Annotated in this window: 14 protein-coding genes; 2 read left to right on the plus strand and 12 right to left on the minus strand. The window is 71.3% G+C overall.

Annotated elements, in window-relative coordinates; translation table 11 throughout:
• Positions 1-105 precede the first annotated feature (105 nt).
• The 12 genes from AC3IPY_RS07980 to AC3IPY_RS08035 form a co-directional block, all read right to left on the minus strand.
• Positions 106-510 (minus strand): DUF7144 family membrane protein, encoded by a 405-nt coding sequence (locus AC3IPY_RS07980; RefSeq protein WP_489187871.1) that lies wholly within the window; start codon positions 508-510, stop codon positions 106-108.
• Between the two features lie 70 nt (positions 511-580).
• Complete coding sequence (locus tag AC3IPY_RS07985; RefSeq protein WP_489187873.1) at positions 581-1,933, minus strand: M20/M25/M40 family metallo-hydrolase; 1,353 nt, start codon at positions 1,931-1,933, stop codon at positions 581-583.
• A gap of 70 nt (positions 1,934-2,003) precedes the next feature.
• Entirely contained in the window at positions 2,004-3,428 is a 1,425-nt protein-coding gene (locus tag AC3IPY_RS07990) for an SLC13 family permease (RefSeq protein ID WP_489187874.1), read from the minus strand.
• A gap of 145 nt (positions 3,429-3,573) precedes the next feature.
• Entirely contained in the window at positions 3,574-4,503 is a 930-nt protein-coding gene (locus AC3IPY_RS07995) for a 5'-3' exonuclease (protein WP_489187875.1), read from the minus strand.
• A 49-nt stretch (positions 4,504-4,552) separates the two neighbouring features.
• Entirely contained in the window at positions 4,553-5,341 is a 789-nt protein-coding gene (locus tag AC3IPY_RS08000; RefSeq protein ID WP_489187877.1) for a metal-dependent hydrolase, read from the minus strand.
• A gap of 136 nt (positions 5,342-5,477) precedes the next feature.
• Positions 5,478-6,071: an energy-coupling factor transporter transmembrane component T family protein gene (locus AC3IPY_RS08005; RefSeq protein ID WP_489187878.1), complete on the minus strand. Its 594-nt coding sequence runs from the start codon at positions 6,069-6,071 to the stop codon at positions 5,478-5,480.
• A 10-nt stretch (positions 6,072-6,081) separates the two neighbouring features.
• Positions 6,082-6,762: an energy-coupling factor ABC transporter ATP-binding protein gene (locus tag AC3IPY_RS08010; protein ID WP_489187879.1), complete on the minus strand. Its 681-nt coding sequence runs from the start codon at positions 6,760-6,762 to the stop codon at positions 6,082-6,084.
• A gap of 26 nt (positions 6,763-6,788) precedes the next feature.
• Complete coding sequence (locus AC3IPY_RS08015; protein WP_489187881.1) at positions 6,789-7,976, minus strand: thiolase family protein; 1,188 nt, start codon at positions 7,974-7,976, stop codon at positions 6,789-6,791.
• Positions 7,973-9,235, minus strand: coding sequence for an AMP-binding enzyme (locus AC3IPY_RS08020; RefSeq protein WP_489187882.1), 1,263 nt, complete (start codon positions 9,233-9,235; stop codon positions 7,973-7,975). The genes AC3IPY_RS08015 and AC3IPY_RS08020 overlap by 4 nt, the downstream gene beginning before the upstream one ends.
• A complete protein-coding gene (locus tag AC3IPY_RS08025; RefSeq protein WP_489187883.1) occupies positions 9,199-9,843 on the minus strand; it encodes a biotin transporter BioY in 645 nt (214 codons plus the stop codon). The genes AC3IPY_RS08020 and AC3IPY_RS08025 overlap by 37 nt, the downstream gene beginning before the upstream one ends.
• A gap of 144 nt (positions 9,844-9,987) precedes the next feature.
• Positions 9,988-10,428: a hypothetical protein gene (locus tag AC3IPY_RS08030; RefSeq protein WP_489187885.1), complete on the minus strand. Its 441-nt coding sequence runs from the start codon at positions 10,426-10,428 to the stop codon at positions 9,988-9,990.
• A 130-nt stretch (positions 10,429-10,558) separates the two neighbouring features.
• Positions 10,559-10,747, minus strand: coding sequence for a hypothetical protein (locus tag AC3IPY_RS08035; protein ID WP_489187886.1), 189 nt, complete (start codon positions 10,745-10,747; stop codon positions 10,559-10,561).
• Between the two features lie 151 nt (positions 10,748-10,898).
• On the opposite strand from AC3IPY_RS08035, the gene AC3IPY_RS08040 reads away from it, so the two are divergent.
• Positions 10,899-13,160, plus strand: a complete 2,262-nt coding sequence (locus AC3IPY_RS08040; RefSeq protein ID WP_489187888.1) for a bifunctional alpha,alpha-trehalose-phosphate synthase (UDP-forming)/trehalose-phosphatase — start codon at positions 10,899-10,901, stop codon at positions 13,158-13,160.
• Between the two features lie 10 nt (positions 13,161-13,170).
• Entirely contained in the window at positions 13,171-14,865 is a 1,695-nt protein-coding gene (ilvD, locus tag AC3IPY_RS08045; RefSeq protein ID WP_489187889.1) for a dihydroxy-acid dehydratase, read from the plus strand.
• Positions 14,866-14,911: the final 46 nt, after the last annotated feature.

Below are 14,911 nucleotides of genomic sequence, written 5' to 3' on the forward strand. Positions count from 1 at the left end.
GCCCCGAACCTCTCGCCAGGTTCGGGGCTTTTCTCATGTCTGGGGCCGTGCCGGCTTCACCGCACCGCCGGCTTCACCATGCCGGCGTCACTGTGCCGGCCGCGATCAACGCTCGTGCCGCAGTTCCCGTCCGTGCACGATGATCGCGTAGATGACCAGCACGTCGATCGCGATCACGATGACCGCCCACCACGGCTGGGCCGGGAGCAGGAGCAGCTGGCCGATGGCGCTGAGTGCGGCCACGATGACCGCGACGACGCGCGCCCAGGTCGCGCCCGAGAGGAGCGCGAGGCCGGCGAGGAGCAGGATCGCGCCGATGATGAGGTTCCACCACCCCCAGCCCGTGAGGTCGAACAGGAACAGGCTCCCGCTCGCCACCACGTAGTAGAGGTTGGATCCCACCAGCGCGAGGATGCCCTGCAGCAGGCTGAACACGCCGTTCAGGATGAGGATGGCTGCGGCGAAGGCGACCCAGCCGACCCACCCGGATGAACCCTTGACCTCGCTCATATCGCTCTCCGTTCGCTCTCTTCTGATATCCGGCGGACGGCGTCCGCCGGAGGCTCGCTGAGCCGTCGAGTCAGCCCCGTCGCGATCCGAGCTCCTGGATGAAGAGCGTCTGCGCCGCGATCATGCGTTCGATCTCGCCCGGGTCGACGGATTCGTCGGAGGCGTGGATGCGGGACTGCGCGGTGTCCTCTGCACCCCACAGGATGATCGCGCCATCGGGGGCGACCTTCTTGAGCGACGCCACGAGCGGGATGGACGCGCCGCTGCCGATCGACTCGACTGGCGCACCGTACGCAGCGCCGAGGGCGTCGTTCGCCGCGATGATCGCCGGGTGGCTCTCGTCGACGGCGAACGGCTGGCCGACCTTCACCTTCGCGACCTCGACCTCGCAGTTCCACGGTCGCTGCGCACGGAGGTGGGCCATGAGCGCCTCGAGCTGCGCGTCGCCGTCGGAGCCGGGGATGATGCGCATGGACAGCTTGGCGGTGACCTCGGGCAGCAGCACGTTCGAGGCCTCCGCGGTGTTCGGCAGGTCCATGCCGAGCACGGTGACCGACGGCTTCATCCAGATCCGATCGGAGAGGGAGCCGGAGCCGAGGAACTCCACGCCCGGCAGGATCGACGAGCCGTCGCGGTAGACCTCCTCGTCCATGTCCGCGCCGCTCCAGGCGCCGCTGTCGACTCCGGGGATGACCGTGTCGCCGTGCTCGTCGTGCAGCGTGTCGAGGATGCGGATCATCGCCGTCATCGCATCGGGCGCCGCACCGCCGAACATGCCCGAATGCACGGGATTGGCGAGCGTGCGCACGGTGACCGTGCACGCGACATCCCCTCGAAGGGCCGTGGTCAGTCCGGGCCGGCCGACGCGCTGCGGGCCGATGTCGCCGATGACGTACGCGTCGGCCGCGAACAGCTCGGGATTGGCCTCGACGAAGGCCTCGAGATGCGAGATCGTCTCCTCCTCGCCCTCGACCAGGATCTTCACGTGACACGGACGGTCGGGACCGAGGAGCTTCAGCGTGCCGTAGTGGATCACGAGTCCCGACTTGTCGTCGGCGGCGCCGCGACCGTAGATGCGGCCGTCGTCCTTCGTCGTGGGTTCGAAGGGCTCGCTCGACCACCCCTGGCTCTTCGGCGCGGGCTGCACGTCGTAGTGCGCGTAGAGCAGGATCGTGGGCGAGCCGTCGGGGCCCGGCAGATCCGCGTAGACGCACGGATACCCGTCGGGCACGTCGAGCAGCTTCACCCCGTGCGCGCCGGCCGCCTCGAAGAGCTCGACGACGGCGGCGCCCATCGCATGCACCGGCTCGGGGTCGAATCCCGGGAACGCGACCGAGGGGATCCGCACGAGCGTCTCGAGTCGTTCGATCACCTCGGGCATGAGCTCCGCGGCGGCCGCCTTGATCTCCTGGGCGTCGGACATGGTTTCTCCTCTACGGACGATTCGGGAAACGGGCGGGCTCACCGTGAGCACGCGACGATCTCGAAGGTGATCAGGCGGGAATGAGGAGCTGGAACAGGAGGCCGGACCCGACGACCGCGACCCACGAGACCAGCATCGGGATGGTGAACGAGTGCCAGACGGGGATCTGGGTCAGCTTGGTCGATCCGGTCAGGTCGGTCTCGACCGAGGCGATCTGGGATCCGTTCGCCGGGAACAGCCAGACGCCGATGAGCGAAGGCCACATGGCCGTGATCACGCCCGGTGCGAGTCCCGCGGCGAGCGCGATCGGGATGAGCGTGTTCGTGGTCGCAGACTGGCTGGTCGTGAGACCGCAGACGATGAAGAGGGCGACGGCGAGCAGGAGCGGGTTCGCCTCGATCATCGCGCCGAGCGGTTCGATGATCGTCTCCTGGTTCGCGGAGATGAACGTGTCGGCCATCCAGGCGATGCCGAAGAGCGCCACCGCGGCGACGAATCCGGCCTTGAGCAACGGCTGTTCGACGACCTTCGCGGGCTTGACCTTGCGCACCAGGATGATCACGAGGGCCACGGTGAACATGATCATCTCGATGACGGTCGACATGCCGATGGGAACGAGTTCGCCGCTCTCGTCGGGGAACGCGGGCCGGAGCGACGGGAACAGGCCGAAGAGCACGATGAGCAGTGTGCCGGCGACGAAGATGTAGGCCGAGATCGCGCCTCCCGGCGGAACCGGGTGTTCGATAAGGTCTGCGCGGACGGCCGGTGCATCGTCGCCGTCGGATCGACCGGATGCCCCGCCCGCCTTGGCGCCGACCTTCGCCTCGTACCGCGCGCGCAGCACCTTGGGCACCTCGACGGTGCCGGCCTCGACCCGGGCGAGGAAGACCGGGTCGTCGAGGAGGTCCTTGCCGAGGCGCTGCTGCACGAGTGACGTGACCACGCACGCGACCAGCGCGGCGGGGACGGTGATCAGGAGGATCTGCGGAAGCCCGAAGCCGGTGCCGTCCATGAGCACGAGGTAGGCGGCCATCGCGGCGGAGACCGGGCTCGCCGTGATGCCGAGTCCAGAGGTGACCGTCGACGCCGCGAGCGCCCGCTCAGGCCGTTGCCCGTTGCGGTACGACGTCTCGTAGATCACGGGGATGAGGGCGAAGAAGATGTTCGAGGTGCCCGAGAGCACCGTGAACACGAACGCGACGATGGGCGCCACGTAGGTGAGGCGCTTCGGATTGCGCTGGATGATCTTGGATGCGATCGAGACCAGGTAGTCGATGCCTCCGGCCGCCTGCATCGCGGACGATGCCGTGATCACGGCGATGATGATGAAGAATGCGTCGATCGGTATGGAACCCGGCGGGAGCTGGAAACCGAAGACCAGGATCACGGTTCCGACCACGCCCCAGAGCCCCAACCCCAGGCCTCCGGTGCGCACGCCCATGGCGATTGCTCCGATGACGACAATGCCCTGCAAGACCACGAGTGCGATGTCCATCGCAACCCCCCAGTTCGGCGATGACCCGACAAAACCGCCGGCATTGGCGGTGGCTGAACTGTATCGCCGCAAGGGGTTGACAGACAAGAAGCGGCGCGGATCGGCAGGGCGTGTCGCGCCGCCCCCGACCGCGGGGCCCGACGGGCTAGTCGCCGCTGCCGAGCGCGGCGAGCACGCGTGGTGCCGCGCCGCCGAGGTTCCAGGTCTCGGCGAAGCGGTCGAACGCGGTGCGCGCAGCCTCGTCGAGTGGGCGGATCGTCGCATCGAAGGCGGGGAACTCGAGGTCGCGCACGACTTCGACGACCTTCGGGGCGACGTCGAGGTAGGCCGCGGCGTCGGTGATGCGTGCGCGCATGGTCGCCGAGAGCGGAACGGCGGGGTCTGCCGCGGCGGCGCGGATGCCGTCGAGGTCGGCGAAGTCGCGAAGCAGGCTCGCCGCGGTCTTCTCGCCGATGCCCTTGACGCCCGGCAGCCCATCGGACGCGTCGCCTCGGAGCGCCGCGAAGTCGGCGTACTGCTCGGGGAGCACGCCGTACCTGCCGACGACGGATGCGTCGGTGAGCACCTCGAGCTTGCTCATGCCGCGCGCCGTGTAGATGACGCGCACGCCGCTCGCGTCGTCGACGAGCTGGAAGAGGTCGCGGTCGCCCGTGACGACGTCGACCGGCACGGTGGCCTGGGTCGCGAGGCTGCCGATGACGTCGTCGGCCTCGTGCCGGGCGGCCCCGACGATCGGGATGCCGAGGATGCCGAGCAGCTCGCGGATGAGCGGGATCTGGACGACGAGCGGATCGGGCGTCTCTTCGACGTCGGGGCCGACCGCGACGACCTCGACGACGCGGTGCGCCTTGTAGCTCGGGATGAGCTCGACCCGCCACTCCGGGCGCCAGTCGTCGTCCCAGCAGGCGACGAGCTGCGTCGGCTGGTAGTCGGTGACGAGGCGGGAGATGATGTCGAGGAGGCCGCGCACGGCGTTCACCGGGGTGCCGTCGGCCGCCTTGAGCGAGTCGGGCACGCCGTAGAAGGCGCGGAAGTAGAGCGAGGCGGTGTCGAGGAGCATCAGGCGTTCGGTCACACGGCGATCCTGCCACGGACCACCGTCGGCCGCGGTGCGATCGCAACGATCACGCGGGCGTGAAGCCGTCGAACCCGATCAGCCGAAGGCACTCGTACGCGAAGTTCGCGAAGCAGTAGAGCCCGAGCGCGGCGCCCAGGATGGTCTCGCGGAACGAGCCGGTGTCGCCGAGCACGGGCACCGAGACATGGCCGCTCGCGAGCCAGACGCGGTTGAGTACGGGCACGTCGCGAAGTCGTCGGGGCGGTCGGAGCACCTGCGGCCAGAGCACCCCTGGCACGCCGCCCGTCGTGAGGAGATCGCCCGCGAGGTGGGCGACGAACCCGATGGTGACCGCGAGCGGGAACCAGGCCGCCTGTTCGGGCGCGAAGACCACGATGGCCGCGCCCGTCGCCGCTCCGAACATCCATGCGGCCGCCCAGCTGCGCACGAAGCCGCGCGCCTTGAGTCCGAAGCAGGTGAGCACGGCCGTGCCGACTCCCGCGCCGACGGCGACCGTGCCGCCCGCTTCGTCGACCGCGACGGTGAGGAGCGTGAGCGCCCATGCGGCGACCGCGACGACGACCACGGCGATCGCGGAGTGCGCGCCCTGACGGTGTCCGCCGGAGAGCGTGCCGATCGTGCGCGCGACGAGGCGGCCGAGCACGGGCACCGAGTGGGCGATGGTCGCGCTGTGGTGATCGGCGTCGGGCAGCAGCGCGGCGCCGGCGGCGACCGCGGTGCCGGCGAGCACGCCGATCGGGTCGAGGGGGTACGCCCCGAGGCCGAGGACGGGCATCGTGCTGGTGACGGCGATCCACGCCGCCGCGCCGCTCGTCGCGTGCGTGATGCCCATCATGGCGTGGTGTTCCTCCGGTCGGCGCGTGCTCGGCCGATCGGCCGTCGACCAGTCTGCCGAGTGCCGCCGACAACGCGTGGACGGCGGGGCGGATGCCTCGTGCGGGCGGCTCGGGAACCGTGAGGCCGGGCCGTGGTCAGTCGTCGAAGCCGCGCGCGGTGAGGGCCTCGCCGAGGTGCTCGGCCATGCGCAGGGACCGCACGATCACGGGCACAGCGAGGGCGAGCAGCGACCCCTCGGCCCCGCGCGCCCTGCGGGCCTCCATGACCTCGCGCACGAGGTCGGCGAGCAGCGGCACGCAGCGGATGGTGAGCGCGAGCGCCAGGCCGATGCGGTCGGCGTCGATCCAGCGCCGGAACGGCCGGAGCATCGCCTGCATCGCGTCGAGCGTCGCGCTGACCGGAGTGGTGAGGGTGTAGAGCGCCGCGAGTGCCACGGCGAGCACGAGCCGCACGGCCATGATCGCCGCGGCCTCCCATCCGCCGAAGAGGATCTGCACGGGAACGGCGAACACGAGCAACCAGAGGATCGGCACGATCTGGGTGAGCGCGAGGCGCGCGGGCACCCGCGCCGCGAGGAAGAGGACGAGCACGAGCACGGATGCCGCGCCGAGCAGGATGAGCGAGCCCGTGAGCGCCGCGGCGGTCACGAACACCGCGAGCACGGCGAGCTTGAGCAGCGCCGGCGCGCGATGCACGAACGAGGTGCCCGGGTGGAAGACGCCGATCATGACGACCGCCTCATGCGATCAGCGCCCGGTACGCGTCGAGGGCGACGTCGGGCGCGCCGTCGGCGACGACCCGGCCGTGCTCCATCACGATGACGCGGTCGAAGTCCTCGAGGAGCTCGAGCTGGTGGCTGACGACGACGAGTCGTTGGTCGAGCGACGCGAACTCCTGCGCGATGCGTCGAGCGTTGCGGGCGTCGAGCAGGGTCGTCGGCTCGTCGGCGACGACGATCGAGGGCTCGGCGACGAGCACCGAGGCGAGGGCGAGCAACTGCTTCTGCCCGCCGGAGAGGCGGTGCGCCGGGCGGTCGGCGAGCTCGGTGAGTCCGAACCGTTCGAGGGCCGCGTCGACGCGGCTCGCGGCATCCGCCTTCTCGAGTCTGTGTCGGCGCAGGGTGAAGGCGACGTCCTCGCGCACGGTGGGCATGACGATCTGGTTGTCGGCGTTCGTGAAGACGAAGCCGACGCGGCGGCGCACGTCGCGGGCGCGGCGCGACACGTCGAGGCCGTCGACGAGCACGCGCCCGACGGTGGGCGTGACGAGCCCGTTGATCATGCGCGCGAGGGTGGACTTGCCCGAGCCGTTCGCCCCGACGACCCCGACGCGTCGCTCGCGGAGCACGAGCGACACGTCGTCGACGACCCGCTCTGCGCCGAAGTCGTGGCTCACGCCCTCGAAGACGATCTCGTCCATCGCTGCTCCTCGCTGCTCCTCGCTGCTCATCCGACGCGCTCCAGGATCATCGCCACGCCCTGTCCGCCGCCGATCGAGCAGGCCGCGAGCCCCGGACGCGGGTCGTCGGAGGCGGCCATGCGCGCGGCGAGCCGCACGAGCAGCACGGCCCCGGACGCCCCCCATGGGTGTCCGAGCGCGATGGCTCCGCCGTCGGCGCTGATCAGGTCTTCGTCGAGTCCGAGCTCGTCGCTCACGGCGAGCACCTGCGCGGCGAACGCCTCCGTGATCTCGACGAACCCGAGGTCGCGGGCGCCGAGCCCGGCCCGGGCGAGCGCCGCGCGGGACGCCGGCGCCGCTCCGAGACCGGGCAGCGCGGGATCGGTGCCGGCCACGGCGGCGGCGCGGATGCGCAGGGCGGGCAGGCCGAGTTCTCGTGCGAGCCGCACGGTGGTCACGGCCATCGCGGCGGCGCCGTCGGAGAACCCGCACGAGTTGCCCGCCGTCACGGTCGCGTCGGCGCCCGTCGAGAACGCCGGGGCGAAGCGGGCGAGCCGGGCGAGGTCCATGCCGGCGCGCGGCCGGTCGTCTCGGTCGACGCCGTCGACGGCGACGATCTCGGCGTCGAACCGCCCCGAGTCACGGGCGGATGTCGCGAGCGCATGCGATCTCGCCGCCCAGGCGTCCTGACGGGTGCGGGTGATGCCCAGCCGCACCGCGAGGTCGTCGGCCGCGGGCCCCATGTCGGGGTCCGCGATGCCGGCCGGCGCGAACGGCGCGCGCGTGTAGCGCTCGCCGGCGCCCGGGACGGCGCCGCGGCCCGGCCAATGTCGGTGCGGTGCCGTCGAGGCGGATTCCGCGCCGCCGGCGAGCACGAGTCGCGCATCGCCCGCCTTCACGCGGGATGCCGCCTGGAGCACGGCGTCGAGTCCCGAGCCGCACTGCCGGTCGACCGTGACGCCCGGCACGTCGAAGCCGAGTCCGGCCCGCAGCGCGCTCACGCGGGCGACGTCGCCGCCCGGCCCCATGCAGTTGCCGAGCACGACGTCGTCGACGGGAACGCCGAGCGGGGTCGCCAGCCGGGCGATCTCGGCCAAGACGGGGGCGGCCAGCGCGTCGACGGTGTGCGCTGCGAAGGCTCGCCCGGCCGTGCCGATCGCCGTTCGACGGGCGGCGACGATGACGGCGCTCTCGCCCGCTGCACGGTCGACCGCGCCGGTCGCCCGGGGCGTCACGCCTCGCCCCGATTCGACGGGATCGGCACCGAGGAGCCGAGGCGCCCCGAGACGATCGCCTCGCGGAGCGCACCGCGCGCGACCTTGCCCGACGCCGTTCGCGGCACGGGCGCGGCGAACCACCGGCGGGGGAGTTCGGCTGCGCTCAACCGGGAGCGTGCGGCCGCGGCGACGTCGTCGATCGAGGCGCCGGCGTCGAGTTCGACGACGGCGACGACGCGTTCGCCCAGCAGCTCGTGGGGCTCGCCGAGCACGGCGACGGCCAGCACGCCCGGCCCCTCGAGGATGCGAGCCTCGACGTGCTCGGCCAGCACGGTCGTACCCGCCGTGGTGATCGCCGCGTCGCCCCGGCCGAGCACGCGCCATCCGCCGTCGGATGCGCGCTCCACGAGGTCGCCGACGGTCGCGAACCCGGCGTCGTCGCGGCGGAGCATGCCGCCGCCGATCACGCCGAGGGCGAGGTAGGGGGAGCGGGCCCAGAGTTCGGTCGCGGCATCCGTCGTCGAGGTGGCGCGCGCCTCGACCTCGACGCCCGGGAACGGCCGAAGCGGGCCCGCCTGGCCGGCGAGCACGAACGACAGCTCGGCGGCGCCGTAGTACTCGGTGAGGCGGATGCCGCGCGCCTGCGCACGGGATCGCAGGTCGGGGCTCAGCACCGCGCCCGCCACGACGGCCGAGGGAGGGCAGTCGGCACCCTCGAGCATGCGGGCGAGCCTGGTCGGCGTGACATGGGCCACCGTAGCGCCTTCGAGGGCGTCGCTGGCGGTCGCGCCGAGCCAGAGGGCGTGCAGCACGGCGTAGAGGTGCATCGACACGTGCAGCGGGCCGGTGACGGCGACGCGATCGGCGGGGGTGAGACCGGCGACCTCCGCGAGCGGGCCCGCGGAGGCCAGCCAGGACCGGTTCGTGCGGGCGACCACACGCGGTGATCCGCCGGAGGACCCGGATGTGAGCAGGGCGAGCTCCGTCCCGGCGGGGAGGTCCGCGGCGAGCATGTCGGCGTCGCGTCGGGTGCCGCCGACGAGCACGGGCCGACGCCGATCGAGTGCGGCGAGCACCCGGGCGACGAGCCTCACGGCATCGAGCCCGGGCGGACAGGCCACCGGGCCGTCACCCACCGGGAGCTCGGTCGCGGCCACCTCGCGTGCGAGCTCGTCGTAGCGCACGGCACCGCCCTCGAATGCGAGGGCGGTCTCGTGCGGCGAGCCGTTGAGCCAGACGCTCATGCCGATGCGGGCACCGGCTTCTCGCGCGCCCATGGCCACGGCCGCGGCGTGATCAGGCCTGGCCAGGCGCGATGCACGCCCTTCGCCACGAGCACGGTGACGACCACCTTGGCGAGATCGCCGGGCAGGAACGCGAGCGAGGCCAGTGCCGCGGCGCCGAGCGGGATCCCGGTCATCACGGCCACGAACGGCACGCCGATCAGGTAGACCGCGACGATGCCGCCGAGGGCCGTCCACGCCAGGGCCGGAACGACGCGGTACCTCGGCAGGAGGCGGGCGGTCGCCCAGCCGATGACGACGACGCCGAGGAGCCAGCCCAGCAGGTAGCCGACCGAGGGCAGCAGGAAGACGCCCAGCCCGCCACGACCGCCCGAGAGCAGGGGCAGGCCCGCCGCGACGAGCGCGATGAACAGCAGCACGGACAGGAAGCCCTTGCGTGCGCCGAGGATCGCCCCGGCGAGCATGACGCCGAGGGTCTGGAACGTGATCGGCACCCCGGTGGTGCCGATGGAGAGGGCACCCGGCAGGCCCAACGCCGCGATGAGCGCGGCGAACACGGCGATCTGGGCGAGGTCGGTCGCGGTGCTGCGACGCTTCGGTCGGGGCGTCGTGTCGCGTTCGGCGTGCTCGGTGGCGGTCATCGGGTTCCCCCTGATCGTGACGGCGAGGAGCCGGATGGCTCGTCCATCACACTAGGGAACACCGGAAGGGCGCCGCGCGGATCGCCGTACAAGAATCCGGTCCGGATTTTGGAACGGCGCCGGCTCGGGGCTGGAAACCGGCCCTCAGGCCGCGCGGGCCTCGAACTCGTGCTCGGCGTAGATCGGCGTCTCGCGCTCGGCCTCGGTCGCGGCATCCGTCGTCGCCTCATCGGCGGCGGGCTCGGCCCAGACCACGAGCGGCGCGGGCTCCCAGGTGAGGGCGACCGGCTCCGCCTCGGCCGACACGACGACCGCGACGGCGTCGCGCTCGTCGAGCACGGCGCGGGTCAGCTCGGCCGAGATCTGGTGCGTGATGACCGCGTCGAAGATGCGATCGGTGTCGCCCTCAGCCCGGCGCACGAGCGACCAGGAGCCGTTGGGTCCGATGAACTCCGACAGCTTCGCGTTCAACAGCTCGAAGAGGTGCTCGCCGCGCAGGTCGGCCGCGGTGGGGCGCGGCGGCTTGGCGGCGGCGTGCGCGGAGGCCTGTGCGGCAAGCCTCGCTCTGCGCCAACGGCGGAACATCGGTGGCCCCTCTCGTGGGATTCGGACCGCACGGTTCGGGCCGTGCGGAGCTGCATCCAGTGTCGACCCAAGAGCGATCGGATGCCGGTGAACACGCCGGGAACGGCGGTGATCAGATGCTATCGGGTGATCAGTCCGTCAGTTCGCCGTCGCGCGCCTCTTCGGCGACCGTGCCGATCGCGATGGCGAGGGTCGCGGCCCAGGAGACCCACATGAGCAGCAGTCGCCAGTCACGGGGGCCCGACGCGGTGGCCCGCACCACGCCGACTCCGCTGAGGATCGCACCGAGGACGGCTCCGCTGAAGAGGTACTTGCGCATGCAGCAACGCTACCCTCCGCGGCACGTCGTGTGCGAGACATCCGTCGCCCCTTGACAACCGGATGCGCGTGAAGGAATGATCCCGCTGCCGAAGGTTCGCGCCGGGTGCGCTGTTAGCCTGAATCCGAACGCGAGGAGGGACTCCGGTCGCATGAACCCAGTTCACCAGGACACCGACGACCTGTACGTCGATCACGCCTACGACATGATCGTCGTGTCGAACCGCCTGCCGGTCGACTACGAGGAGCAGCCAGACGGCGGCATCGGTTGGAAGAGCTCGCCAGGCGGCCTCGTGACCGCGCTCGAACCGGTCATGCGCGCGGCCGACGGGGCCTGGATCGGGTGGGCGGGCGTCGCCGACCGGGAGTTCGACCCGTTCGAGCACGACGGCATCTCGATCATCCCGGTGCCGCTCAGCGCCTCCGAGCTCGAGGAGTACTACGAGGGGTTCTCCAACGACACCCTCTGGCCGCTCTACCACGACGTCATCGCGCCGCCCTCGTTCCACCGCGAGTGGTGGGACGCCTACGTCCGCGTCAATCGCCGCTTCGCCGAGGCCGCCGCGCGCGCGGCATCCGACGGCGCCGTCGTGTGGGTGCAGGACTACCAGTTGCAGCTCGTGCCCCGCATGCTGCGCGAGTCGCGACCCGACCTCGTCATCGGCTTCTTCAACCACATTCCGTTCCCGGCATACGGCATCTACTCGCAGCTGCCCTGGCGGCGTCAGGTCATCGACGGACTGCTCGGCGCCGACGTCATCGGCTTCCAGCGCGTCGCCGACGCCGGCAACTTCTCGCGTGCGGTGCGGCGCCTGTTCGGCTATCGCACGCATGGCACCGTCATCGACGTGCCGAGCACGGACTCCGCCGCGAGCGACGGCGACGTGCGACGCGTCGTCGCACGTGCCTTCCCGATCTCGATCGACGCCGAGGGCTTCGAGGAGATCGCGAGGCGGCCAGAGGTGCAGGCCCGCGCGGCCGAGATCCGCGAGAGCCTCGGCAACCCCGAGACGATCATGCTCGGCGTCGACCGCCTCGACTACACCAAGGGCATCCGGCACCGCATGAAGGCGTTCGGCGAGCTCCTGCGCGACGAGCGGTTGAGGGTGGAAGACGTCACGCTCGTGCAGGTCGCCAGCCCGTCCCGTGAGCGCGTCGAGACCTACCGCCAGCTGCGCGACGAGATCGAGCTCACGGTCGGTCGCCTGAACGGCGACTACGCGACCCTCGGGCACCAGGCGATCGCCTACCTCCACCACGGCTACCCGAGGGAGGAGATGGTCGCGCTCTACCTCGCGGCCGACGTGATGCTCGTGACGGCGCTGCGCGACGGCATGAACCTCGTGGCGAAAGAGTACGTGGCCTGCCGGTTCGACGGCGACGGCGTGCTCGTGCTCAGCGAGTTCGCCGGGGCGTCCGACGAGCTGCGCCAGGCCGTGCTCGTCAATCCGCACGACATCGAGGGCCTGAAGGACGCCATCGTCGAGGCGGTGCGGATGCCGCGGCGTGAACGCGCCCGTCGCATGCGCGCCCTGCGGCGCCGCGTGATCGACAACGACGTCGCCAAGTGGTCGGCGGACTTCCTCGAGACGCTCACGGGCGCCGGCATCATCAAGGCGGGCATCACCGATCCGCTGCAGCGGGCGATCGAGGAGCTGGCATCGACCGAGCGCCTGCTCGTCGCGCTCGACTTCGACGGCACGCTCGCCCCGCTCGTCGACCGGCCCGACGAGGCCAGGGCCACCGACCGCGCGAACGCCGCGATGGCACGGCTGCTCGCGTCGCCCGACACGCGGGTCGCGCTCGTCTCCGGCCGCGCGCTCGAGAGCCTCGGCACCGTCGCCGAGCCCGGGGAGGGCATGCTGCTCAGCGGCTCGCACGGCGTCGAGCTGAAGCTCGACACCGGCGCGATCACGCTCGACCTGCGCGACGCCGAGCTGCTGAAGCTCGCGCAGCTGACCCGCGTCCTCGACGAGGTGGCGGCCGCGCATGAGGGCGTCGGGGTCGAGCACAAGCCGGCCGGCCTCGCCCTGCACACGCGCGGGCTCACCTCGAGTGCGGCCGCCGCCGCGCAGCTCGCGGCCCGTGAGCGCGTCGCCGCCGAGCTCGGCGGCATCACGGTGCGCGCGGGAAAGTCGGTGCTCGAGTTCTCGGTGCGCTCCACCAACAAGGGCGAGTCGTTCACCCGGCTCCGTCAGCACGCCGGCGCGACGGCCGCGATCTACCTCGGCGACGACGTGACCGATGAAGACGCGTTCGCGGTGCTCGAAGAGGGCGACCTCGGCGTGAAGGTCGGCCAGGGCAAGTCCATCGCGCCCTACCGGGTGCGCAATCCCGACGACGTCGCCGACCTGCTCGAACGCCTCGCGTCGGCGCGGGAGGCGGCGACCGACGGCGCCTCCCGCTGGCAATAGACTCGACAGCATGTCGGAGTTCGATCCAAAACCGCGTAGTCGCACCGTCACCGATGGCATCGAGGCCATGACCAGCAGGGGCATGCTCCGTGCGGTCGGCATGGGAGATGCCGATTGGGACAAGCCCCAGATCGGCATTGCCAGCTCGTGGAACGAGATCACGCCGTGCAACCTCTCGCTCGCCCGCCTCGCGCAGGCCGCGAAGGAGGGCGTGCACGGCGGCGGCGGGTACCCGCTGCAGTTCGGCACGGTGTCCGTCTCCGACGGCATCTCGATGGGCCACGAGGGCATGCACTTCTCGCTCGTCTCGCGCGAGGTCATCGCCGACTCGGTCGAGGTCGTCATGCAGGCCGAGCGCCTCGACGGCTCGGTGCTGCTCGCGGGCTGCGACAAGTCGATCCCCGGCATGCTCATGGCGGCCGCACGACTCGACCTCTCCTCGGTCTTCCTCTACGCCGGCTCGATCGCGCCCGGGTGGGTCCGTCTGTCCGACGGCACCGAGAAGGACATCACGATCATCGATTCGTTCGAGGCGGTCGGCGCGGTCAAGGCCGGCACCATGAGCGCCGAAGACGCCCACCGCATCGAGTGCGCGTTCGCGCCGGGCGAGGGTGCCTGCGGCGGCATGTACACCGCCAACACCATGGCCTCGGTCGCCGAGGCGCTCGGACTCTCGCTTCCGGGCTCGGCGTCGCCCGCGTCGGCCGACCGCCGTCGCGACTACTACGCGCACCGCTCGGGCGAGGCCGTCGTCAACCTGCTGAAGCAGGGCATCACCGCGCGCCAGATCCTCACGAAGAAGGCGTTCGAGAACGCCATCGCCGTGGGCATGGCGCTCGGCGGCTCCACGAACATCGTGCTGCACCTGCTCGCCATCGCCCGCGAGGCCGAGGTCGACCTCACGCTCGACGACTTCAACCGCATCGGCTCGAAGGTGCCGCACATCGGCGACCTCAAGCCGTTCGGCAAGTACGTCATGAACGACGTCGACCGCCGAGGCGGCGTGCCCGTGCTCATGAAGGCGCTGCTCGACGCGGGCCTGCTGCACGGCGACGTGCTCACCGTCACAGGCAAGACGATGGCCGAGAACCTCGAGGAACTGAACCTCCCGCCGCTCGACGGCGAGGTGCTCCGCACGCTCGACAACCCCATCCACGAGACCGGCGGCCTCACGATCCTGCACGGCTCGCTCGCCCCCGAGGGCGCCGTGGTGAAGACCGCGGGCTTCGACGCGGCCACCTTCGAGGGCCCGGCGCGCGTGTTCGAACGCGAGCGGGCGGCCATGGACGCGCTCACCGCTGGCGAGATCAAGGCCGGCGACGTCGTCGTCATCCGCTACGAGGGTCCCAAGGGCGGCCCCGGCATGCGCGAGATGCTCGCCATCACGGCGGCCATCAAGGGCGCCGGGCTCGGCAAAGATGTACTACTCTTGACGGACGGTCGATTCTCAGGCGGCACAACCGGACTGTGCATCGGCCATCTGGCACCCGAAGCGGTGGACGCAGGTCCCATCGCCTTCGTGCGCGATGGTGATCTGATACGGGTCGATATCGCAGCTCGTTCCATCGACCTACTGGTCGATGATGCCGAGCTGGCTGCCCGCCGTGAAGGCTGGGCTCCGCTTCCCCCGCGCTACACCCGAGGCGTCCTCGCGAAGTACTCCAAGCTCGTGCGCTCGGCCGCTGAAGGCGCCACGACGGGCTGAGTGCTGCGCGTTCCTCCGCACACACGCTCACCAGAACAGGAACCGA

It is taken from the genome of Agromyces sp. GL_144, assembly GCF_057834305.1.